Source organism: Pseudomonas rosaeacicularis, assembly GCF_057128745.1.
This window is the reverse complement of the sequence record NZ_JBSKHT010000002.1, coordinates 48115-71424: the sequence shown is the minus strand read 5'-3', so window position 1 is coordinate 71424 and position 23310 is coordinate 48115. Positions and strand designations below refer to the sequence as shown.

Below are 23310 nucleotides of genomic sequence, written 5' to 3'. Positions count from 1 at the left end.
AGCAAACTTGTGGGAGCGGCCCCGTCCGCGAAGGGGTCATCACAACCGGTACGTATCTGGCGCCCGACGCTCAGTAGTCGCGGACAGGTCCGCTCCCACAGGTACCGGTTGCCGAAGGCTGCAATGTGGTTGTGCTGACCGCCTTCTGACTGCTAGATCACAAAACGCGTCACCAGTGTGTTCAGGTCAACTGCCAGACGTGACAACTCATGGCTGGCTGCGCTGGTCTGGTTTGCACCCGCAGCTGACTGAGTGGCCAGATCACGAATGTTCACCAGATTGCGATCCACCTCCCGCGAGACCTGCGCCTGTTCTTCCGAGGCGCTGGCGATGACCAGATTGCGCTCGTTGATCTGCGAAATCGCTTCGGTGATCAGCTCCAGCGCATCGCCTGCCGCATTGGCCAGGCCCAGCGTGCTTTGGGTGCGGTCCGTATTCTTGACCATCGACTGCACGGCTTCACCGGTGCGGGTCTGGATGCCGGCGACCATTTGCTCGATCTCCGTCGTCGATTGCGCCGTGCGGTGGGCCAAAGCACGCACCTCATCGGCCACTACCGCGAAACCACGCCCCGCTTCACCCGCACGCGCTGCCTCAATGGCAGCGTTCAACGCCAACAGGTTAGTTTGTTCGGCGATGGAGCGGATGACGTCCAGCACCTTGCCGATGTCCCGGCCCTGCTCGGCCAGGCCCTGAACCAGCCCGGACGTGGCCTGAATTTCGGTGGCCATGGACTGGATTGACTTGACCGTATCCACCACCCGATCACGGCCTTGGCGAGCGGTATCGTTGGATTGTTTCGACGCCTCGGAGGTCGACACCGCGTTGCGCGCCACCTCTTCCACCGCAGCGGTCATTTCGTTGACCGCCGTCGCCGCTTGTTCGATTTCGTCGTTCTGTTGCTGCAAGCCCCGTGAAGATTCCTCGGTGACGGCGCTGAGTTCTTCAGCGGCAGAGGCCAGCTGAGTGGAAGAGCCGGAGATCAACTCGATGGTCTGGCGCAGGTTTTTCTGCATCGCCACCAACGCTTCAAGCAGGCGAGCCGGTTCATCGTTGCCATCGACGGCTATTGGCCGGGTCAGATTGCCTTCAGCGATATCCTGGGCAGCACGCACCGCTCTAGACAGAGGGTTGACGATGCTTTTAGTTAAAAGCCAGGCAAGTAAGACGGTCAGTAATACGGCGAATACTGCGACGCCGATCACGCCGATAATTGCGCTGTCGTATTGCTCTTTTGAAATCACCGACGCATCCGTCCCGGCTTGCTTGTTGATGTTGATCAATTGATTGATTTGCACGCCCATCAAGTCGGTCGCATCTTTCATGCGGGTATTGATCAGACTGCGCATGTCTTCGCTTTTATCTTGCCGCGACAGCTCTAGCACTTGGCTTTGCACTTCAAGAAAGGTTGCCAGCGTGACATCGAACTGTTTGAAAAGATTCGCTTCATCCCCATCCATCGGAGTGGCGGCATAACTTTTTCTGGCGTCCTGGAGTTTGCCGATCAGGTCTGCGATGCGGGTCTCGGTTTCGCGCAGGCTAGCGGGGTCACGATTAACCAGGGTCCGGAACGAGGTGATCCGCAGGCGCAAGGTGTTTTCCAGCATATTCCCCAGATACCCGACGCTGGGCAGCATGTTGGTTTCCATATCGGTGGTGGCCTGGCGTATCACTGCCAGTCGGTTAAGCGAAAAAACCCCCAGCCCCACAACCAGTAAGGCGATGAATGCAAACCCCAGAAACGCGCGTGGCGCGATGTTAATGCTTCTTATCGACATAGATACATTCTCAATGAAATTCGGGTTATTGCTTCCATGCTTCGGCGTCATTGATCAGGCGGTTTATGCGCAGTTCAGCAACGGCAGGCGTCAGGGTCGGTTTCAAACTGCACTAACTTCCTGTCACCTGACTGCTCTATCGGCTGGATATCTAAATACATTCAGGCCGCTGCCTTAAATAATTTAAAACAGACGTTTACCCGACCCGAATTTTGTCTCGAAAACGTTTGCGCGCATCAATTGTTAAATTTCAAATGAAACTTCCAGTCTTTTCACTCATTTTTCACCTGTGCTCGTTATCTTCTGCGGAGTGCTCAGTGAGAAGCTCATCGACAGTGGCCCCGTGCCTTATCTGTATCCGGGCCAGCGATTGCACAATTCGCAAGCCTCGTGGAATAAGAAATATGATCTGCATCAACAAATCGAAAAAATGCTGGCTTTGTAGGAAATTTTTCTCCTGACGGTAAGAAGTCGGTGCTACTTTTACTCACTGAAAGAACTGTCCACCCACCTGCCAATAAGCGCTGTTCGAAGAAACCCACGTCCTGCTCTGGCAATGGCGTTGCAGACGTGTTCGATGATGGGTGGCAGATCTGGTTTTCCTGCCCTGGGTCGTATCAGTTGGTTGAATGAACGAGGGAGGCCACATGAATAAAGTCACGTTCCCCAACGCCTGCCAGCTGATGCGCTGGCATTTCCATCCGGTGGGCTTCGAAGCCAACATGGATGCACCCAGCAGCATGGTGGCACGCCTGTTCGACCGCGCCAGTGGCGAGACAGTGATCGCGATTGCCGGCATTCCGTGCGCCACCGTGATGAACGCCATGGACGTGGAGCGCATCATCGAGGCCATCGAGCTTGAGCTGGAGACGTTCGCCGCCCCGCACATGGTTTTCCTCAATCAGGCGTGATTACACCGACGCAAATTCTGTAGGAGCCAACTTGTTGGCGAGAGGAACGACGCACCGGTAAGGGTGATGCGCCTCGCGAATAAATTCGCTCCTACAGAAATCATTACGCTTGCTGCGGCTCCTGCTCCACCATCGCCCCGCGCTGATCTTCGAAAAACACTTTATCCCCGGCAATTCGCGCCGAAGCTCGCGGCACGTTGGCGTCGTCCTTGCCGTTGGCGTCGATGTACCAATAGCAGTGCCGCACCGCGCGTGTAATCGCGACGTAGGCCAGGCGTAACACTTCGTCTTTCTGCGCGTTGTCGAACGCTTCCAGATCGCCCTCTTTGCCTAAACCGGCCAGCAGATACACCTGATTCTTGTACGGCGATTGCGTCAGATGAAGGCAATCGCCCAGCAAAAATACCGCATCGGCCTGCAGGCCTTTGGAGCTGTGGTAGGTGAGTTGCTTGAAACGCCGCGAAGCCACGGGCAGCCCGTAATCGGCGTTGACCAGCGTCTGCAACGCGTCGGGCAACTTCGCCTTGTCGCTGCCCTTGCGGTATAGCAACAACACTGAATCACCGTCGTTGTAATGCTCGATCAATTTTGCGACCAACTGGTCATCATCGCGGTCCAGCACCTGCACTGGCAGCAGTTCCTGCTCTGCCCCGCTCGCCCTCGCCTTTTTGCCAGAGATTGCCGGGGCCGCGCGCACGATGTGTTCGGCGGCGTCGATGATGTGCTGGTGGCTACGGAAATTCTCGCTGAGCATGACCTTGGTGGTCGATGGCGAAGAGAACTCCTTGGCAAACTCCATGAAGTACTTGGGCGAGCTGCCGCGCCAGCCGTAAATCGACTGCCAGTCATCTCCCACGCACAGCAGTGAAGATCGCTGCGCACCGCGGCCGACGTGCATCGCCGGGCCACGGCTGCGGATCTCCCGCAGGCTGGCGCGAATCCACGACACGATCTGCGGCGAGACGTCCTGAAACTCATCGATCATTAAATGCGCCAACGGCCGCAAGCCTTCGTCGCTGACCAGCTTGAGGTTTTCCGGCGAGTGTTCGCCGAACAGCGAGAACATGCGGTTGTAGGTCATCACCGGCGGTGACTGGCCCAACAGATGGTCTTCAAAGGCTTTCCAGAACAGGCTCAGGGCTTCAAAGAAGAAGCGATCCGGGTCCTGCTCCGAGAAGCTCATCTGCGAAACCGCCTGCGGCACATCCAGACCCAGGTTTTCGATGAAGCTGGCGGCGGCGACAAAACAATCGAGCAGCGGCGCCGCGCTTAGTTCGCCCTTGACCTTGTAATCGAAACCCGGCCCCGCCACAGCAGCGCCTGACAATGACTGCAGAAAGCCCTTGGACGCCTGATAGTTTTCGATCCAGATCAGTGGCTTGCGACAGAAAGCCTGAAACAGGGTGCGCTTGATCACCCACTCGGCCCAGACCGGCAGCTTGGCGTCCGGACGGCGCAGATGCTGGTCTTCACTGGGATCGAAACCCAATACGATCCAGGCATCCAGTTCCGCAGAGTAGCCGTGAACATGAAAAGCCAGCCCGCTGATTTCCACCACCTGGCGCATGGGTTCGACACCCTTGATCGGCCAGGCTCCGGCGCGAATCCAAAGGTCCTCGACCACGTCGCACAGCTCTTCATCGCGTTTGGAGGATAGACCCATGACGGTGATGCGCTTTTGCACATCGGGGTGATCGCGGTCCAGCTCCTTGAGTTGCAGGGCGTGGCGGTACAGCGGCGCAATGACTTCACGAAAGCGCTCGTTGGCCGCATACAGATCGCGATAGCACAGGTTCATATGCTGACGCTGGGCGTCGTTGATGCGCAGGTCGAACGGGTTGCTGTCGGCGCCGTCTTCCAGCAGGTTCCCGGACTGATTACTGAGGTTTTCGAACGCTTGCAACTGCTCGAAACCTGGCAGGCTGCGCACCAGTGGCAGGATGCGCGAGTGGAAGGTTCGGACCACATCCCGCGCTTCGCGCAGGCTGAGGTTGTGCCCCCACAGCTCCATGACTTCGATCAGCTTGTTGATGAAATCCTTGCGCGACTCACGAGTGAAGGTCACCACCGTCATCGAGTTCAGCTCGAAACCCAGGTAGTGGTGAAGCAACAGCACGCGCAACACCAGGGAAGTGGATTTGCCCGCACCGGCACCAGCAATCACGTAGGTTGACGGCGTGTCGCTGAAGATCATTTTCCACTGCGCGGCGGTCGGTTGGGAATGAGCGGGCAGGTTCAGTGCGATGTCGGCTTTGATGCGCTTCTTCAGTTCGGTGGTCAGCGGCAGGCGCCAGTCATCGAACAGATGATCGTCAGTTTTCGGGCCGCGATGATCCTGAGGGCGCGTGTCACGGATCACCAACACCTGACGGCCTTGTTCGATGCCATCGAGATGGCCTTCGGCGTAGCCCTCGTTCATGCCTTCCATGTGGCCGTTGAGGTAGCCGTCGGCGTGGCCTTGATGCCACGACGGCACGTGCTGCGCCTGCAACCGCGACAAGCTTCGGCCATGCAGGCGCGCCAACAGACGTTTGAAAAACGGCAGGCGTTCAGGGGTGGAGAGTTCGGGGGGCAATTCGTGGATGGGCTCGGCAGAAAGATCGTGCGGCACGCGGGCTCCAGATATCAGCGGGTGAACTTAATAGGCGACTATGGTCCGCTGATTCGGGCCCAAGCTCCAGCGAAATGCTTGCTGGTCATGGGGTTAGCCGATCAAGTGCAGGTAATTCGGTAAGTCGCTTCGCTGCCAGTTGGAGCGATGCCCTGTTGGAGCCGAGCTTGCTCGCGAAGCTGAGACTCAGGTTTTACCTGACACTGCGCGAAGCTGAGACTTAGTTTTCGCCTGACACTGCGCGTCGTCAGCTTCGCGGGCAAGCCTCGCTCCAACACGAAATCATCTAATAAACTGATTGGAATTAAGCAAAAGTTACGCTTTTTATCGATATTAATTTGATAGATCATTCTCCCATCGACATCAAGTCATCACTCAGCGGCGCGGGTTTACAGCCCGGCCCTGCTCTGGAGGTAACGATCATGCTGCAACTGAGACCCTTCAACACCCTGGGCGGCGCAAATCACGGCTGGCTGAACGCCCATCACCACTTTTCGTTCGCCGAGTACTACGACCCAAAGCGCATGAACTGGGGCCAACTGCGGGTCTGGAACGACGACGTGATTCAAGCCGGTACGGGCTTCCCGCGCCATCCTCATCGGGACATGGAAATCATCACTTACGTGCGTGAAGGTGCAATCACCCATGAAGACAGCCTGGGCAACCGTGGCCGTACCGAAGCGGGTGACGTGCAAGTGATGAGCGCTGGCACCGGCGTAGCCCACAGTGAATACAACCTGGAGTCCAAGGAAACCCGCATCTTCCAGATCTGGGTCATGCCGGACGAAGTGGGCCTGCCGCCTTCCTGGGGCGCCAAACCGTTCCCGAAAGGCAATCGCGAAGGCTTCGTGACACTGGCCAGCGGCAAGGCTGACGATGACATCGACCTGCGGATTCGCGCCAACGCTCGACTGGTTGCCGCCAACCTCAAAGCCGGTGAAACAGCCGAGTACGTGCTGCAGGCAGGTCGCCGGGCGTATCTGGTGCCGGCCACCGGGATCATCGAAGTCAACGGCCTGCGTGCAGAAGCACGAGACGGGATCGCGGTAGAAGATGAACGCACATTGCGAGTGACCGCCATCGAAGACAGCGAGATCGTTTTGATGGATGTGGCCTGATGTAACCCAGCTGCAAATAAAAACCCCGCCTGCGTGAAGCAAGCGGGGTTTTCCATTTCTGTAGGAGCCAACTTGTTGGCGAGACGGCCACTAGGTATTACAGGATTGCCGCCTCGCGAATAAATTCGCTCCTACAGGGGGTTGCATCGTGTCAGCGTGGTGCGATTGCCGTGTCTACCAACACCTGCGCCTCTTGGACCAAACGCTTGAGGTGGTCTTCGCCAATGAAGCTTTCGGCGTAAATCTTGTAGATGTCCTCGGTGCCCGATGGACGCGCGGCGAACCAGCCGTTTTCGGTCGAGACTTTCAACCCGCCAATGGCCTGATCATTGCCCGGCGCCTTGCTGAGAATGCTCAGGATCGCTTCGCCCGCCAATTCAGTGGATTTCACCTGCTCCGGCGACAGCTTGCCCAAAAGCGCTTTTTGCTCTGGATTCGCTTTGGCCTCGACACGGGTGGAATACGGCTTGCCGAGCTCTTCGGTCAGCGCCTCATAAATTTCGCTCGGATCACGCCCTTTGCGCGCGCGGATTTCAGCGGCCAGCAAGGCCGGGATCAGACCATCCTTGTCGGTGGTCCAGACCGTACCGTCGCGACGCAGGAACGACGCACCCGCGCTTTCTTCCCCACCGAAACCCAGCGTGCCTTCGAACAGCCCTTGGGCGAAATACTTGAAGCCCACCGGCACTTCATACAGCTGACGACCCAGACGCTGAGTCACCCGATCAATCATGCCGCTGCTGACCACGGTCTTGCCGACGGCGGCATCAGCGCGCCAGTCAGGGCGGTTCTGGAACAGGTAATCGATCGACACCGCCAGATAATTGTTCGGCGCCAGCAGTCCACCGGTCGGGGTGACGATGCCGTGACGGTCGTGATCCGGGTCGCAGGCGAACGCAACCTGAAAACGGTCCTTGAGGCCGATCAGCCCCTGCATGGCGAAGTTGGACGACGGGTCCATGCGAATCTTGCCGTCCCAGTCCACGCTCATGAAGCGGAAGGTCGGATCGACGAACTTGTTCACCACTTCAAGGTTGAGGCCGTAATGCTCGCCAATCGCTGACCAGTAGCGCACGCCAGCGCCGCCCAACGGGTCAACGCCCAGGCGCAGGTTAGCGCCGCGAATGGCATCCATGTCGATGACGTTTTTAAGGTCAGCTACGTAGGTGTTCAGGTAGTCGTGGCGATGGGTGGTGTCGGCGCGCTGCGCCTTTTCGAAACTGACGCGGGTCACGCCCCGCACTTTCTCAGCCAGCAGTTCGTTGGCCTTTGATTCGATCCACTTGGTGACGTCGGAGTCTGCCGGGCCGCCGTTGGGTGGGTTGTACTTGAAGCCGCCACTTTCCGGCGGGTTGTGCGACGGCGTGATGACGATCCCGTCCGCCAGCCCGGACGTGCGGCCCTTGTTGTAGCAGATGATGGCGTGGGACACCGCAGGCGTGGGGGTGAACTCGTCGTCCTGGGAAATCATCACCTGCACGCCATTGGCCGCCAGCACTTCAAGCGCTGTGGCGCTGGCCGGTGTCGAGAGAGCGTGAGTGTCGGCACCGAGAAACAGCGGGCCGTCGATGCCCTTGGACTGGCGATACAGACAGATCGCCTGACTGATCGCCAAGACGTGCCACTCGTTAAAGCTGAGTTCGAAGGAGCTGCCACGGTGGCCGGAAGTACCGAACGCCACACGCTGGGTCGCGACCGAAGCATCCGGTTGGCCGGTGTAGTAGGCCGTAACCAGACGAGGAATATCGACCAGCAATTCTGCAGGCGCCAGTTTGCCTGCGAATGGACTGATACTCATGCGAAACCTCCATGGAGGAAAAAGGAAAAATCACTCGGCGCTGATGGAAAGCACCTACAGAATATATCGGAAAAGGCCTACGGGACGGCAATTTACTGGCAGTTGGACCACCCCACTCGCGTATCGATCCGTAAACCGTTGAACCGTCATGAGACAAAGGCTTGGGGACGTCGATCAGAGCGCCCACCAGGTCGGCAGCAACTGTTGCACCTTGCGCTCGGCAAATCGGTCATCGATCAGCATCACCACGCCTTGATCCGTTTGCCCGCGTATTACCCTGCCCGCCGCCTGCACCACTTTCTGCATGCCGGGGTACAGATAGGTGTAGTCGTAGCCGTTGCCGAACAGCTGATTCATGCGCTGTTTCAGTTGCTCGTTGATTGGGTTGATCTGCGCCAGCCCCAGGGTCGCGATAAACGCGCCGATCAAACGCGCACCCGGCAGGTCGATGCCCTCACCGAACGCGCCGCCGAGTACCGCAAAGCCAATGCCCTGGCTGCTCTGGGTGAAACGGTCGAGAAACCCCTGGCGATCGGCTTCGGCCATGCCTCGCGATTGCTGCCAGATGGGTAAATCCGGATGACTGCGCTGCATCAGTTCGGCCACTTGCTGCAAGTAATCGAAGCTGCTGAAGAACGCCAGATAGTTGCCCGGCCGTGCGGCAAACTGTTCGGCCATCAGCTCGACAATCGGCGCCAGCGATGCCTGACGATGGATGAAACGCGTGGAAATCCGGCTGACGATGTGCACATCCAACTGCGCACGGGTAAACGGCGATTCAACGTCGACCCAGGCAGTGTTGTCCGGCAGCCCAAGCAAATCGGTGTAATAGCGCCGGGGATTGAGGGTTGCCGAAAACATCACGGTGCTGCGCGCTGCGGTCAGGCGTGGACGCACAAAACCGGCGGGCACCACGTTGCGCAGGCAAAGCCGGGACAGCGCCGGCTTGCTGCCGAACTCGCGCTTGCTGATGTCGAAAATGAAGTGCTCGTCGAACACCTCAGCGATCTTGCCGAACTGAATCGCCTCGAAATAGAAGCCCTGCAACTCGCCGTTGGCAGTGTGCGGGTGCTCGTTGAAATAGTCGCCGAATAACGTCACGCATTGGCTGAGGGCCAACAGAAATCTGGCTGGCAGACCGGGATAGGCCTGATACGGCGCGACCTGTTCCTTGTGCAGCGCGTTCCATTCGCGGCTGAGCCGTTGCAGCGGTTTTTTCAGCGGCTCGGGCGCGTGTTGGCGCACGGTATTGAGGCTGTGCTGATCCAGGGTCGCGCTGTACATCGAGCGCGTGCGCTCAACCATGTTGTGCGCCTCGTCCACCAGCACCGCAACGCGCCACTGGTTGAACTGGCTCAGGCCGAACAACAAGGCACTCAGATCGAAGTAGTAGTTGTAATCGCCAATGACCACGTCCACCCAGCGCGCCAGCTCCTGGCTCAGGTAATACGGACACACCTGATGCCGCAACGCGACCTCGCGCAAACCGGCCTGATCCAGCCACGGACTGACCAGTGCCTCACTGCGCGCAGCGGGCAGCCGATCATAGAAGCCCTTGGCCAACGGGCATGAATCGCCGTTGCAGGCTTTGTCCAGATGCTCGCAAGCCTTGTCCCGCGCGACCAATTCCAGCACGCGCAAGGTCAACTGCGGCGCGCTTTTGCCGATCACGCTCAGGGCGTCCAGCGCCAGTTTGCGGCCCGGCGTCTTGGCGGTGAGAAAGAACACTTTATCGAGTTTCTGCGTCGGCGCCGCTTTGAGCATCGGGAACACAGTGCCGATGGTTTTGCCAATCCCGGTCGGCGCCTGAGCCATCAGGCATCGCCCGGTGCTGACCGCCTTGAACACCGTTTCCGCCAGCGTACGCTGCCCGGTGCGGAAACCGGCGTGGGGGAATTTCAGGCTTTTAAGCACGTGGTCGCGGTCATCACGGTGGGCCATTTCCTGTTGCGCCCACTTGAGAAAGACCGCGCATTGCTGCTCGAAAAAGCCCTGTAGCTCCGCTGCGCTGAAGCGCTCGCGGACCAGCGTTTCCTGCTCGTTGATGATGTTGAAATACACCAGCGCCACATTCACTTCGGCCAGCCCACGTTGCTGACAGATCAGCCAGCCATAGATTTTCGCCTGTGCCCAATGCAGCTGCCGATGGTTGGCTGGCATCTTCGCGAGGTCGCCACGATAGGTTTTCACTTCTTCGAGCTGATTGAGCGTGGCGTCGTAGCCGTCCGCCCTGCCCCGCACGGTCAACGCGTGATACTCCCCAGACAGCGGCACTTCGGCCTGATAGTCCGGCCCGCGCCTGGCGGCAACGGTTCGATGCCCGGCAATGCCTTCCTGGGCAGTGGGCGACGGCGTGAAGCGCAGGTCGAGATCGCCGACCTTGGCCGTGAACTCGCACAACGCCCGCACCGCGACCACATAGGTTCTGGGAAGCTCAGCCGACGCGTGAGCCTGCGCCACAGGACTTGCGTCTGCGACGGGGGGCTCTTCTTCTATGGGGACGATGGGAATCACGAAACGAATGGGCCGCAAGCTGTAGGTACTGGACGGACGTACAGATAACAGCTGCACGCCCCTTCCTGCAAACAAAACAGGATCAGCGGCCCTCGGTCAGGCCTGCGGCAGACGCTCGCGCACCAACGCATTCTTGATAATGACCAGCATCGACTCGATGTCCTGCGTCCAGTCCGCCGTGCCACTGATGCGCAGATGCTGCTGATGCAAACCGCGTACGCTGAACAGCTCACCCGGCGCGATCACAATCCGCTGCTCCAGCAAGCGCTCGAACACCCGCGCCATGTCCACCCGCTGTACGCTTTGCAGCCAGATCGTTGCGCCGCCCTGTGGCTTCTTGAACCGCACCTCTTCACCCAGGAAAAGCTCGACCTTGGCACTCAAGGTGTCCATTCGAAGCGCAAGCGCGCTGCGCAGCAGCTGCAAATGGCTGTCGAACTGCCCGCTGCTGCACAGCCGCGCGATGGCCTTCTGGCGAATCAACGGCAGACGGAAAGAGCGCAGGAGGAACTGCTGATGCCACATATCTCGTGAATGCCGGCTGAGCAAATACCCGAATGGCGCTTCCAGGCCCATCAGACGATCGAAGGTCCCGATGATCAGTAGCCGCTGCGGGTCAATCAGATCACGCAATCGTCCCTCCCCCGGCTCAAAACACAGCTCGCTGTGGCTGTCGTTTTCCAGCACCCAGACGCCCTGTCGATTGAGTATCTCGGCCAGGGCCTGACGGTGGGCGAACGGCTGGACCTGGCCGAGCACCGGGTCCAGTTGAGACGAAAAAATGGCCAGCTCGATCTCCTCCCGTTGCAGCACCTCCTGCAACCTGTCCGGATCAATCTGGCCTGCTTCGTTGGCAGTGATCTCGACGACCTTGATGTTGAACGACTGCAACGTGCGCAAAATGCTGAAGCCGCAGGGCGATTCCACCAGCACGGCGCGGCCAGCCAACTGCAAGCCTTGAATCACGGTTTTCAGAATGCCGGTCTTGTCCGGCCCCACGAAAACGTTGTCCGGATGCCAGCAATGCTCGGTCGAGGAGGTGTAGCGCGCGGCCAGCGCGGCCCGCAGTTCCAGGTCGCCAAACGGCTGAAAACGTGGGTCCGGCTGGCAAGGATATTGGCGCATTAGCTCGCGTTCCAGGCTGAGCAGTGGCCCATCGAGGGACTGCAGCAACGTCGGCTCATCGGCGCCAAAGACGAACATGTCGGGACGCCGCGCACTGGCGTGGTAGCGGCTCAGCAGGTCCTTGCCCTCGCACACCGCATCGTGGCAGGGGTTGGGCAAAGCGTAATAGCCCGACTTTGGCACTGAACAGATCCGGCCTTCCTTTTCAAGTAATGAATAGGCGTTTTGCACGGTCGAGATCGACACCCGCAGGCGTCGGGCCAACAGCCTCAACGATGGCAGGCGTACCGCCACACTGCCTTGAATTTCATTGATCAGTCGCAGCAGGTAGCGGTACACGGCCTGGTAGGCAAAATCGGTCTTGTTGTTATTCATGCAGGTCTACCCCTTGATGCGCGCGGCGCAAGGTCCATCGGAGAACATAAGTGGCGATGCCGCGCGATGAATCGGCGGCAACCGGGCATGTTCAGCGTCCGCAAGTGGCTTTGCTGACGCACTGCCCGGCCTCGGCATCCAGCGACAGGTTCGCGGGCAAGTGCGGATCATCGCCCCCCTGCGCCGAGAGGATCGAGAACTGGTTGCTGAGGACATCACGCTGCCTGGCATACAGGTTCTGCAGGCCCTTGAGGCTCAAACCGCTGATTTCGACCAGCCATTGCACCACCTGCTCAGGGGCAACCCCTCCGGAGAGCGCCTTATGCAGATCAGCCAGCGCCACCAGCATGCCGGGGTGGCAGCGACGCAGAAATGCCTCAAGCCCGGCCCCCGCATCGACAAAAGGCGCGAACAGCAGACACACCAACTGGGCCTCGCTCAAACCATAGGCGTCTTGCGCAAAATGCGTCGCCAATGCCCGGCGCGCTTCCAGTTTTTCCTCATCGTCGTAAGCTGCTATCGCCTGATCAATCAAGCGGCGCGGCATTCGCTTGCGGCGCATCAGCGTCTTGGCAAGCGCCAGGTATTCGCTGATGCCATGGGCATATTCGCGCTCCTCCAGAAATTGGGCCCTGAGGCCGCGCATGTGGGCCATCAGCAGCGGATTGGCGCATTCGGCCTCACTGAAGCTGAACGCCAGGTCGTCGTACCTGAAGCCCAAAAATTCCGTCAGCATGGCCCAGTGATCTTCTACCCGGCAGTCGATCAGGTCGGTGACTGACAGCACGGCAGGCACGATAGCCTTTTGCGGATAACCCAGCGGACGGGCCATGAAACTGGCGGTTTGCAGATCCTCGCCGTATAGCTGGCGGTAATAGGCGCGACTGATGTTGTCACTGGTTTTCAGCCTGCTGCTGAACGTTTGTTGTTTCCAGTCAACGTCGGGCTGACCGGTGCGCAAAGCAAAGTGCGTGATCCAGTTGGCGTAGTGCGTCTGCTCCTTGAGCGACTCGCCATTGAGCACTGCGTCCACGCCATCGTTCCAGCATGCTGCGCGACCCAGGAATTCGGCCATGCCCAGGTAACAACTGTTGCAGAACGTCATCTGCCCATCGCCAGCGGTCAAGTGGCCGCTGAGCAGCATGTCGGAACGGTTCTGATCTCGGCCCACTTGCGAGAACGGTAAGTCGCGCTCGAAGAGCTGAACGTATTGGTGATCGACCACCAGCAGCTCTACGCGCGGGTCATCGTGCAGAAACAGCGCCGAGTAGCAGCGATGAATGTTGTCCATTACCGCCGGGGTCATCCCGGCATGACGCATGTTAGCGATTCTCAGATTGAAAGACTGGGGTGAACGACACGCAATGCTCAACTGAGCGGCGCGCAGAAACGCCAGAGTGTAGGCGCTGTCGTTACCACCCCCAAAAGGCACCAGCACTTTGAAACTGCCGATCTGCTCAATACCGCCGGCAGCCACGATCAATCGCTGAATCAACAATTGAAGAGCCGTTCGTTCCGCTCGGTCAAAGTAGCTCAGCAAGCGTTGCAAGACTTGCTGGTAGACGTAATTCATTGCCTGATCATGAATGTAACTCATAGCTAGATACCTGGAGTGCAATTAACAACGACGGCATCCACGCGGCAGATTGCCCATGACAATCTTTGGCGTTGACAGACTTAGCAAACCGCGCAATCGCGGCTATCGCGGGGAAGTTCTAAATAAACGACTGGGACATTTAAAATCGTAAACCGGCGACCCCGCTGGGGCCTCGACAAATGAGTGCGGCCCCGGAGGACCTGCAGCGCAGGCCCAGAAGACACGACTCCGGACACTTGCGTGAGGTGTCGGGGCCAAATTGAGAGGACCCGGCGACATACTAAATTTACAGGTAGCGCTGGCGAATACCGCTGCATGGGGAGCATGACTCATTCCTTGAGTATTGATCACCGAACTATTATCGGGTGCTGCGAAACAAATACAAGGTGCAGAAAGCCGACATAATACCGCTCAGTTTTCGCGATAAATGAAGCGCCTATAAACATTCATGTTTAATCAGAACGCGCTAACACATTCAGGCACGTCGTAATAATAGGCGGGCCACCCGTTTAAACATCCAGCACTTTAAACATAAAGAACTTTAAACATCAGAACTTTCAGGCGCCCAAACAAAAAGCCTTCCTGTGTTTGCGGGAAGGCTTTGAGGGATGATGGCTGATGAGTGACACGTCAGCGCCGAAGGTCTGGCGCTGGAGTACTCATCTTCGATGCATGGGCACAGGCATCGATTCACTCATGATCAATGGGCGCGATGAACTGCGCTCAGGCAGGCTCAACCTCGAGCACTGCACGGCCGCCGACAGGGCAACCATCCATGTAACGGTGCGCTTGAACGACATCTGCGAAGGGGAAAACCCGCGTGATCTGCGGCACAAGTACCCGGTCTGCAGTCATCTGGTTGATGTCGCGCAACGCACGTTTCAACGCTTCTTCATCCTGGCAAATACCCAATTCAGGCTTGCCGGTGAAGTTGCCTACGCAGTGAACGAAAAACTGAATGTTCTTCTGGAACGCGGCACATGCCGGGAAAGGCGTCTGGTTACCACCTTGCAGGCCGTACAACACCAGACTGCCGCGAGGCGCCAGCACGTCACCCAAAATCGACATCTGAGGACCGCCCAGACCGTCGAACACCACATCAACGCCACGGTTGTCCGTGTATTTGTTGATCGCCATCAACAAGTCCTGGTCTTCGGTGACCACGACCTTATCAGCGCCCAAGGACATCAAATACTCACGGGAGCTTTCGGTCTTGGTGGCTGCAATGACTTTCACGCCAAGCGCCTTGCCCAACTGCAGAAACGCAGGGCCGACACAATGACTGGCATCAGTGACGAGTGCTGTCTGGCCGGGTTTGACACGTGCCAGGTCGACGTACGCAAAGTAGGCCACCAGCAGAGGCGTGTAGTGAACACTGGCCTCGATGGGCGTCAACACGTCCGGATAGCGAGTAACCGATGTGCGTGGCAGCACAATCAGCTCACCATAGACGGGGTGGGTGTTGGGATCAGCGGAAGGGAAACTGGCAACTTTGTCGCCGATTTGCAAATCGTGCACGCCATCGCCCAATGCGGTAACGATACCTGCCATTTCAGAACCGAGGCCGGCGGGTAAACGCGCCTGAGAAGAAGCCAGGTTCTGGCGCCACAGTACGTCGTACCAGGAGACACCGATGGCCTGAACGCGCACCTGGACTTCGCCAGCTGCCGGCGTCGCAGCGGAGTGCTCTTCTACTTTGAGCACCTCGGCCGGGCCAAATTGATGAAAACGGATCGTGCGGGACATTTCGAACCTCGCCTTATGGACCTTGATGCCATGAACTCTATCCGGGCTCTGCCGGTAACACTATCAGTGGCTATTAATAGTCGACATGCCTGTCATCGATTCTGTTGCTGATTGTCAGGTGATCGTTAGATAACCATCGAATGCTCAGGTACTCAAGCGGGCCATTGTTGGCATCCGCGCAGCACATTGCAAGCCAGTGCCGACTTTCCGGACCAATGCACGGCGCAATTGGCGCGAAACCTGCTGCATCGCGCATTCATCATTGCCCGAAATAGGCAGATATTCATTGGGCCTGAGTGAGCGGATAAGGTTTCATCGACTTAATATGCGCGGAGGATGCAAAACGGATTTGTATACCTTCATATGATTTTATCGATGCAGCGAACCGGTGTTTACTCGTACTATTAATAACTGAGTTCATGTACCGGCGCCGATACACAGGCGTAAACGGATCACTGCATCGCCCAACGGCCCGAGACCCACCGTAATGAATCGTAACGACCTGCGTCGCGTCGACCTCAACTTGCTCATCGTCTTTGAAACACTCATGCATGAACGCAGCGTGACTCGCGCAGCGGAAAAACTGTTCCTCGGCCAACCGGCCATCAGCGCTGCACTCTCGCGCTTGCGTGGGCTGTTCGATGATCCGTTGTTCGTGCGCACCGGGCGCAGCATGGAACCGACCGCGCGCGCCATCGAGATTTTCGGCCTGCTGTCCCCTGCCCTTGATTCGATTTCCACCGCCGTCAGCCGCGCTGCCGATTTCGACCCGGCTACCAGCACTGCTGTGTTCCGTATCGGTCTTTCAGACGATGCGGAGTTTGCGCTCCTTCCGTCACTGCTCAAGCGTCTGCGCTCCGAAGCTCCGGGCATCGTGCTGGTGGTGCGTCGCGCCAATTACATTCTGATGCCCGCGCTGCTGTCCTCCGGCGAAATCTCCATCGGCGTCAGCTACACCAGTGACCTGCCCGCCAACGCCAAGCGCAAGGTCCTGCGCCGCAGCAGGCCGATGCTGTTGCGCGCCGACACCATGCCGGGTGCGATGACACTGGATGATTTCTGCGAACGCCCGCACGCACTGGTTTCATTCGCCGGGGACCTGGGCGGCTTCATAGACGAATACCTGGAAAAACTCGGGCGCAAGCGCCACGTCGTGCTGGCAGTCCCGCAGTTCAATGGTCTGGCGACCCTGCTGGCTGGCACCGACATCATTGCGACAGTGCCCGACTATGCTGCAGCGGTGCTGACCGCCGCCGGTGGCGTTCGCTCTGAAGAAGTCCCCGTCGAGTCGCGCACCTTCGAGCTGCACATGGCTTGGCGTGGTTCGCAGGATAACGACCCGGGTGAGCGCTGGTTGCGTTCGCGGATTCAGATGTTTTTCGGGGATCCGGACAGTCTTTAAAGCTCAGCGCAGCAGATCGATCACGAAAGCGCAGATGCCGCTCCTCAAGCGCTCTTCAGAAAGATGGCTGATGTGTCGCAGACGGGGGTTAATTCCAATATTTTGGGTCTTACATCCGCAAACTCGGATTCGACCCATTTAAAGGATTTACAGCGACCGGCAGCCGAGGCCAGTTTACCGCCGCCCTTCTCATATAATCGCCTTCGGTGGATCTTCAACCAGCACGCTATAAACAAATGGAACGTCGCCAACACCTGAGTGTCTGTACCTGCATTCAGGTCTACCCGACCTTCAGGCCCCGCACCGCCTTACCCCGAGCGGATGTAACCGGAAATATCATTAAGACTGATAGTTACCTTCGGTTTATTCGATTCGTGCAATACCAGACCTCAGAACAGACTCCGCCCATCTCAACAAATGTCGGCGGATTTTCCCATGGTTCAGTCACTCACTCCTTTTCGCTATCCCCTTGCCGCTTTGGCCCTGGTCGTGATCAGTGCTTGCGGAAAAACACCGGAAGCCACGGTAGCGCCAGCAGCTGCAAAAGTCAGCGTGGCCAAGGTTCTGGAGCAGCCGATCAACGAGTGGGATGAAGTCACTGCCCGCCTCGAAGCACCGGAAACTGTCCAGGTACGCCCACGGGTTTCGGGGCAGATCGACTCGGTGGCCTTCACCGATGGCGAATTGGTAAAAAAAGGCGATCTGTTGTTCCAGATCGACCCGCGCCCGTTCCAGGCCGAAGTTGACCGCCTGCAAGCGCAACTGCAACAAGCCAGGGCCACGGCATCCAACAACGCCAATGAAGCGCAACGCGGCGAGCGTCTGCGCAGCAACAATGCGATCTCTGCCGAACTGGCCGACTCGCGCAACACCACCGCCCAGGAATCCAAAGCCGCCGTCGCCGCCATTCAGGCGCAACTGGATCTGGCCAAACTCAACCTCAGCTTCACCCGCGTGACCGCGCCAATCACCGGCCGCGTCAGCCGCGCGGAAATCACCGCTGGCAACATCGTCACCGCCGACACATCACCGCTGACCAGCCTGGTATCCACTGACAAGGTGTACGCCTACTTCGACGCCGACGAGCGCGTGTTCCTCAAGTACAACCAGCTGGCCCGCGACGGCAAGCGCGGCGCAACTACCCCGGTGTACATGGGCCTGTCCAACGAAAGCGACAACCCGCACCTGGGCCAGATGAACTTCGTTGATAACCAGGTCAATCCGAAGACCGGCACCATCCGTGGACGCGCGATCTTCGACAACAGCAAGGGCGAATACACCCCCGGCCTGTATGCACGCCTGAAACTGGTCGGCAGCGGCACCTACTCAGCCATGCTGATCAAGGACGAAGCGGTAGGCACCGATCTGGGCAAGAAATTCGTGCTGGTGGTCGACAAGGACAACAAGGCGATTTACCGCACCGTTGACCTGGGTCCAAAACTCGAAGGCCTGCGGATTGTGCGCAGCGGCCTGGCCAAGGACGACCGCATCGTCGTCAACGGCTTGCAACGTGTGCGTCCCGGTTCGCCGATCGATCCGCAGGACACGCCGATGGCCAGCGATCAGACCCTCGCCGCCCTGCAGCAACAACGTCAAGCATTCGAAGCCAGCAACCAGCCCAAGGCACAGTCCAAAGCAGACGCCAAGGTCGCTGTTGCCACGCCACGCGGTTAAGGGACAACTCCAATGAATTTTTCCAAGTTCTTTATCACGCGACCGATCTTCGCAGCGGTGCTCTCGCTGCTGATCCTGATCGCCGGCGCGATCTCGCTGTTTTCGCTGCCCATCAGTGAATACCCGGAAGTCGTGCCGCCAACCGTGGTCGTGCGCGCCAACTTCCCCGGCGCCAACCCGAAAGTGATCGGCGAAACCGTGGCCGCGCCACTGGAACAAGCCATCACCGGCGTCGAGAACATGCTCTACATGTCCTCGCAGGCCACGGCCGATGGCAAGCTGACACTGACTATCACCTTTGCGCTGGGCACCGATCTGGATAACGCCCAGGTCCAGGTGCAGAACCGCGTGACGCGCACCGAGCCCAAGCTTCCCGAGGAAGTGACGCGCATCGGTATCACCGTCGACAAAGCGTCGCCGGATCTGACGATGGTGGTCCACCTGACCTCGCCGGACAAACGCTACGACATGCTTTACCTGTCCAACTACGCGGTGCTCAACATCAAGGATGAGCTGGCGCGTCTGGGCGGTGTGGGTGATGTGCAGCTGTTCGGCATGGGCGACTACTCGTTGCGTGTCTGGCTGGATCCGAACAAGACCGCGTCGCGCAACCTGACCGCCACCGACGTGGTCAACGCCATCCGCGAGCAGAACCGTCAGGTCGCCGCTGGCCAGTTGGGCGCCCCGCCCTCGCCTTCGGCTACCAGCTTCCAGATGTCGATCAACACCCAGGGCCGTCTGGTCAATGAGGAAGAGTTCGAGAACATCGTCGTCCGCTCAGGCGCCGATGGTGAGATCACTCGCGTCAAAGACATCGCTCGCGTCGAGCTGGGTTCCAACCAATACGCTTTGCGTTCGCTGCTGAACAATCAGCCAGCGGTCGCGATTCCGATCTTCCAGCGCCCTGGCTCCAACGCCATCGAGATCTCCAACGAAGTGCGCGCAGAAATGGAGCTGCTCAAGAAGAGCTTCCCCGAAGGCATGGATTACAGCATCGTTTATGACCCGACGATCTTCGTTCGCGGCTCTATCGAAGCGGTGGTTCACACTCTGTTCGAAGCACTGATCCTCGTAGTGCTGGTGGTAATCCTGTTCCTGCAAACCTGGCGCGCTTCGATCATCCCGCTGGCCGCTGTGCCTGTGTCGCTGATCGGTACGTTTGCCGTCATGCACCTGTTTGGCTTCTCGCTCAACGCCCTGTCGCTGTTCGGGCTGGTGTTGGCGATCGGTATCGTGGTCGATGACGCCATCGTGGTGGTGGAGAACGTCGAGCGAAATATCGAGCTCGGACACGAACCGATGGAGGCGACGCAAATCGCCATGCGGGAAGTGACGGGGCCGATCATTGCGACAGCGCTGGTGCTGTGTGCGGTGTTCGTACCGGCCGCGTTCATTTCAGGTCTCACCGGGCAGTTCTATAAACAGTTCGCGTTGACCATCGCCATCTCGACCGTGATTTCGGCGTTCAACTCCCTGACCCTGTCGCCAGCGCTGGCCGCTGTGCTGTTGCGCAGTCACGATGCACCGAAAGACGGTTTCTCCCGCTTCCTCGACAAGCTGCTGGGTGGCTGGCTTTTCCGTCCCTTCAACCGCTTCTTCGTCAAGGCCAGTAACGGCTATGTGAACACGGTTGGACGCGTGATTCGTGTCAGCGGCGTGGCCCTGGTGGTGTATGCAGGCCTGATCGTCATGACCTGGTTGGGTTTCTCGACCACACCCACCGGCTTTGTGCCAACGCAAGACAAGCAGTACCTGGTGGCGTTTGCCCAGTTGCCGGATGCCGCGAGCCTGGACCGCACCGAAGACGTGATCAAGCGCATGTCCGACATCGCCCTCAAGCAACCGGGCGTTGAAAGTGCGGTGGCCTTCCCGGGTCTGTCGATCAACGGTTTCACCAACAGCCCCAACTCCGGCATTGTTTTCGTCACGCTCAAGCCGTTCGAAGACCGCAAGCTGGCAAGCGAATCAGCCGGAGCGATTGCCGGCGCGCTGAACGGACAGTTCGGATCGATCCAGGAAGCCTACATGGCAATCTTCCCGCCACCGCCGGTACAAGGTCTGGGCACCATTGGCGGGTTCCGTCTGCAGATCGAAGACCGTGGCAACCTGGGCTACGACGAGCTTTATAAAGAGACGATGAACATCATCGCCAAGAGCCGTAGCGTGCCGGAATTGGCTGGCCTGTTCACCAGCTACACGGTGAACGTGCCCCAGGTCGACGCCGCTATCGACCGCGAGAAAGCCAAAACCCACGGCGTGCCGATCAGCGACATTTTTGACACCCTGCAGGTCTACCTGGGCTCGCTGTATGCCAACGACTTCAACCGTTTCGGCCGCACCTATCAGGTCAACGTTCAGGCAGAACAGCAGTTCCGTCAGGACGCCGAGCAGATCGGTCAGCTCAAAGTGCGCAACAACCTGGGCGAGATGATCCCGCTGGCGACGCTGCTTAAAGTCACCGACACCTCAGGTCCCGACCGCGTGATGCACTACAACGGCTTCATCACGGCCGAGATCAACGGCGCGGCAGGCCCAGGCTTCAGCTCCGGTCAGGCGCAAGTTGCAGTGGAAAAACTGCTCAAGGAAGAACTGCCCAATGGCATGACCTACGAGTGGACCGACCTGACCTACCAGCAGATCCTGTCGGGCAACACTGCTTTGCTGGTGTTCCCGCTCTGCGTACTGCTGGCGTTCCTGGTGTTGGCCGCTTTGTATGAAAGCTGGAGCCTGCCGCTGGCGGTGATCCTGATCGTGCCGATGACCCTGCTGTCAGCCATTGCCGGTGTGATCATCGCAGGCAGCGACAACAACATCTTCACCCAGATCGGACTGATCGTACTGGTGGGCCTGGCGTGCAAGAACGCGATCCTCATCGTCGAGTTTGCCAAGGATGAGCAGGACAAAGGCAAGACCCCGCTGGAGGCTGTTCTGGAAGCGTGCCGTCTGCGTCTGCGGCCGATCCTGATGACCTCGTTCGCCTTCATCATGGGTGTTGTGCCACTGGTTCTGTCCAGCGGCGCGGGTGCCGAAATGCGTCATGCCATGGGTGTGGCGGTGTTCTCCGGGATGCTCGGCGTGACCTTCTTCGGTCTGCTGCTGACCCCTGTGTTTTATGTCCTGATCCGTAACCACGTCGAGCGCAAACAAGCGCGCAAAGCGGCCAAGGCTCAACGTGTTCAGACCATCTCGCCGGAGGCGCATTAATGAAGGCTGCAAAACTCTTCCTGCCGAGCCTGCTGGTCCTGGCGCTGGCGGCGTGCGCCGTCGGCCCTGACTACAAGACGCCAGAGACCGCAGCGGCCAATATCCAGGCCGCCGCGATGAGCAAGTACGATCGCGATCACACTGAAACTATCTGGTGGCAGCAGTTCGACGATCCGACCCTGAACAAGCTGGTGGCTGAATCGCTGCAAGGCAACCGCGAACTGCGCATCGCCTTCGCCCGTCTGAAAGCCGCTCGGGCGATACGCGATGACATCAGTAACGACGCCATGCCGGTCGTCACCAGCCGCGCCAGCAGCGAGATTGGCCGGGCTCAAGTGCCGGGCGAGACCGAGCATCGGGTCAATCAGGAACGCTACGATCTGGGTCTGGACATGGCCTGGGAGATCGACCTGTTCGGGCGTATACAGCGCGAACTGGAGGCCAGCGATGCCGATCGGCAAGTGGCCGAAGCCAATCTGTATCAGCTACAAGTGACCATGATTGCCGAGCTGGTGGATGCTTACGGTCAACTGCGCGGCGCACAACTGCGCGAAGGCATTGCCCGGGACAACCTGAAGAACCAGCAGGATTCCCGTGGCGTGACCGCTCAACTGCGCGACGAAGGCGTGGGTAACGAACTGGATGTGGTGCGCGCCGACGCGCGTCTGGCCGCCGTGGAAGCCACCATTCCGCAGCTGCAAGCCGAGCAGGTACGCGAGAAGAATCGCATCGCAACCCTGTTGGGTGAGCGTGCAGACTCGATGACTGTCGACCTGAGCCCGACCAAACTGCCGGCGATTTCCAAGGCCTTGCCGATTGGCGATCCAACCAAACTGCTGCATAACCGTCCTGACATCCTCAGCGCCGAACGTCAACTGGCGGCGCAGACTGCGCGGATCGGCGTGCAGACGGCGGATCTGTTTCCTCGGGTCAGCCTGAGCGGATTCCTGGGCTTCACCGCCAGCCGTGGTTCGCAACTGGGTTCGGGCGCAGCGCAGGCTTGGGGACTTGGTCCGAGCATCACTTGGGCGGCGTTTCACCTAGGCAGCGTGCGGGCGCGGATTCGTGGCGCCAACGCCGATGCCGAAGGGGCGCTGGCGAATTACGAGCAGCAAGTGTTGCTGGCCCTGGAAGAAACCGAAAACGCCTTCAGCGATTACGACAAGCGCCAACAACGCCTCGTGTCCTTGGTGCGTCAGAGCGAGTCGAGTCGCTCGGCCGCCAATCTGGCGAGCATTCAGTACAAGGAAGGCACCGCTGACTTCCTCGTCCTGCTCGATGCCGAACGTGAACGTCTGGCGGCAGAAGATACCCAGGCGCAAGCCGAGATCGAGGTCTATCGCGGCATCGTCGCCATTTACAAAGCGTTGGGTGGGGGTTGGCAGCCAAGCGCCTGATCAGCGCTTGACGCGTCACCAAAGCCCTGCACTGATGACACAGTGCGGGGCTTTTTAATA

Annotated in this window: 13 protein-coding genes and 1 pseudogene; 6 read left to right on the top strand and 8 right to left on the bottom strand. The window is 58.9% G+C overall.

The genetic code is table 11. The features are described from left to right. Positions 1 to 152 precede the first annotated feature (152 nt). Both ACWKWM_RS02790 and ACWKWM_RS02785 read right to left on the bottom strand, forming a co-directional pair. Positions 153 to 1016, bottom strand: coding sequence for a methyl-accepting chemotaxis protein (locus ACWKWM_RS02790; protein WP_483844974.1), 864 nt, complete (start codon positions 1014 to 1016; stop codon positions 153 to 155). Next, a pseudogene (locus ACWKWM_RS02785) lies at positions 1008 to 1778 on the bottom strand (MCP four helix bundle domain-containing protein); the annotation flags it as partial. The gene ACWKWM_RS02790 and the pseudogene ACWKWM_RS02785, both read right to left, overlap by 9 nt. Positions 1779 to 2407: 629 nt before the next feature. Between ACWKWM_RS02785 and ACWKWM_RS02780 the strand changes: the two are divergent. Next, positions 2408 to 2689: a DUF1652 domain-containing protein gene (locus ACWKWM_RS02780; RefSeq protein ID WP_483844648.1), complete on the top strand. Its 282-nt coding sequence runs from the start codon at positions 2408 to 2410 to the stop codon at positions 2687 to 2689. A 103-nt stretch (positions 2690 to 2792) separates the two neighbouring features. Here ACWKWM_RS02780 and ACWKWM_RS02775 read toward each other — a convergent pair whose 3' ends face one another. Next, a complete protein-coding gene (locus tag ACWKWM_RS02775) occupies positions 2793 to 5108 on the bottom strand; it encodes a UvrD-helicase domain-containing protein (protein ID WP_483844973.1) in 2316 nt (771 codons plus the stop codon). 614 nt (positions 5109 to 5722) lie between these two features. Between ACWKWM_RS02775 and ACWKWM_RS02770 the strand changes: the two genes are divergently transcribed. Then, positions 5723 to 6418, top strand: coding sequence for a pirin family protein (locus tag ACWKWM_RS02770; protein ID WP_483844647.1), 696 nt, complete (start codon positions 5723 to 5725; stop codon positions 6416 to 6418). Between the two features lie 151 nt (positions 6419 to 6569). Here the strand turns inward: ACWKWM_RS02770 and pgm are convergent, their stop codons facing one another. The 5 genes from pgm to ACWKWM_RS02745 form a co-directional block, all read right to left on the bottom strand. Continuing rightward, the gene (gene pgm, locus ACWKWM_RS02765; RefSeq protein ID WP_483844646.1) at positions 6570 to 8216 is read right to left on the bottom strand and encodes a phosphoglucomutase (alpha-D-glucose-1,6-bisphosphate-dependent); all 1647 of its coding nucleotides are present in this window, start codon (positions 8214 to 8216) and stop codon (positions 6570 to 6572) included. 174 nt (positions 8217 to 8390) lie between these two features. Then, positions 8391 to 10676 (bottom strand): helicase C-terminal domain-containing protein, encoded by a 2286-nt coding sequence (locus tag ACWKWM_RS02760; RefSeq protein WP_483844972.1) that lies wholly within the window; start codon positions 10674 to 10676, stop codon positions 8391 to 8393. A gap of 150 nt (positions 10677 to 10826) precedes the next feature. Continuing rightward, complete coding sequence (locus ACWKWM_RS02755) at positions 10827 to 12230, bottom strand: aminotransferase class I/II-fold pyridoxal phosphate-dependent enzyme (RefSeq protein WP_483844645.1); 1404 nt, start codon at positions 12228 to 12230, stop codon at positions 10827 to 10829. Positions 12231 to 12321: 91 nt separating this feature from the next. Further along, positions 12322 to 13827, bottom strand: a complete 1506-nt coding sequence (locus ACWKWM_RS02750) for a hypothetical protein (RefSeq protein ID WP_483844644.1) — start codon at positions 13825 to 13827, stop codon at positions 12322 to 12324. A gap of 723 nt (positions 13828 to 14550) precedes the next feature. After that, positions 14551 to 15573 (bottom strand): zinc-dependent alcohol dehydrogenase family protein, encoded by a 1023-nt coding sequence (locus ACWKWM_RS02745; RefSeq protein ID WP_483844643.1) that lies wholly within the window; start codon positions 15571 to 15573, stop codon positions 14551 to 14553. A gap of 487 nt (positions 15574 to 16060) precedes the next feature. Here ACWKWM_RS02745 and ACWKWM_RS02740 point away from each other — a divergent pair, with 487 nt between their 5' ends. From ACWKWM_RS02740 to ACWKWM_RS02725, 4 genes are all read left to right on the top strand, one after another. Continuing rightward, positions 16061 to 16975 carry a LysR family transcriptional regulator gene (locus ACWKWM_RS02740; RefSeq protein ID WP_483835891.1) on the top strand — a complete coding sequence of 305 codons (915 nt, stop codon included), beginning with the start codon at positions 16061 to 16063 and terminating at the stop codon, positions 16973 to 16975. A 435-nt stretch (positions 16976 to 17410) separates the two neighbouring features. Continuing rightward, the gene (gene mexE, locus ACWKWM_RS02735; RefSeq protein WP_483844642.1) at positions 17411 to 18649 is read left to right on the top strand and encodes a multidrug efflux RND transporter periplasmic adaptor subunit MexE; all 1239 of its coding nucleotides are present in this window, start codon (positions 17411 to 17413) and stop codon (positions 18647 to 18649) included. Between the two features lie 12 nt (positions 18650 to 18661). Further along, positions 18662 to 21853 (top strand): efflux RND transporter permease subunit, encoded by a 3192-nt coding sequence (locus ACWKWM_RS02730; protein WP_483844641.1) that lies wholly within the window; start codon positions 18662 to 18664, stop codon positions 21851 to 21853. Next, complete coding sequence (locus tag ACWKWM_RS02725; RefSeq protein ID WP_483844640.1) at positions 21853 to 23250, top strand: efflux transporter outer membrane subunit; 1398 nt, start codon at positions 21853 to 21855, stop codon at positions 23248 to 23250. The genes ACWKWM_RS02730 and ACWKWM_RS02725 overlap by 1 nt, the downstream gene beginning before the upstream one ends. Positions 23251 to 23310: the final 60 nt, after the last annotated feature.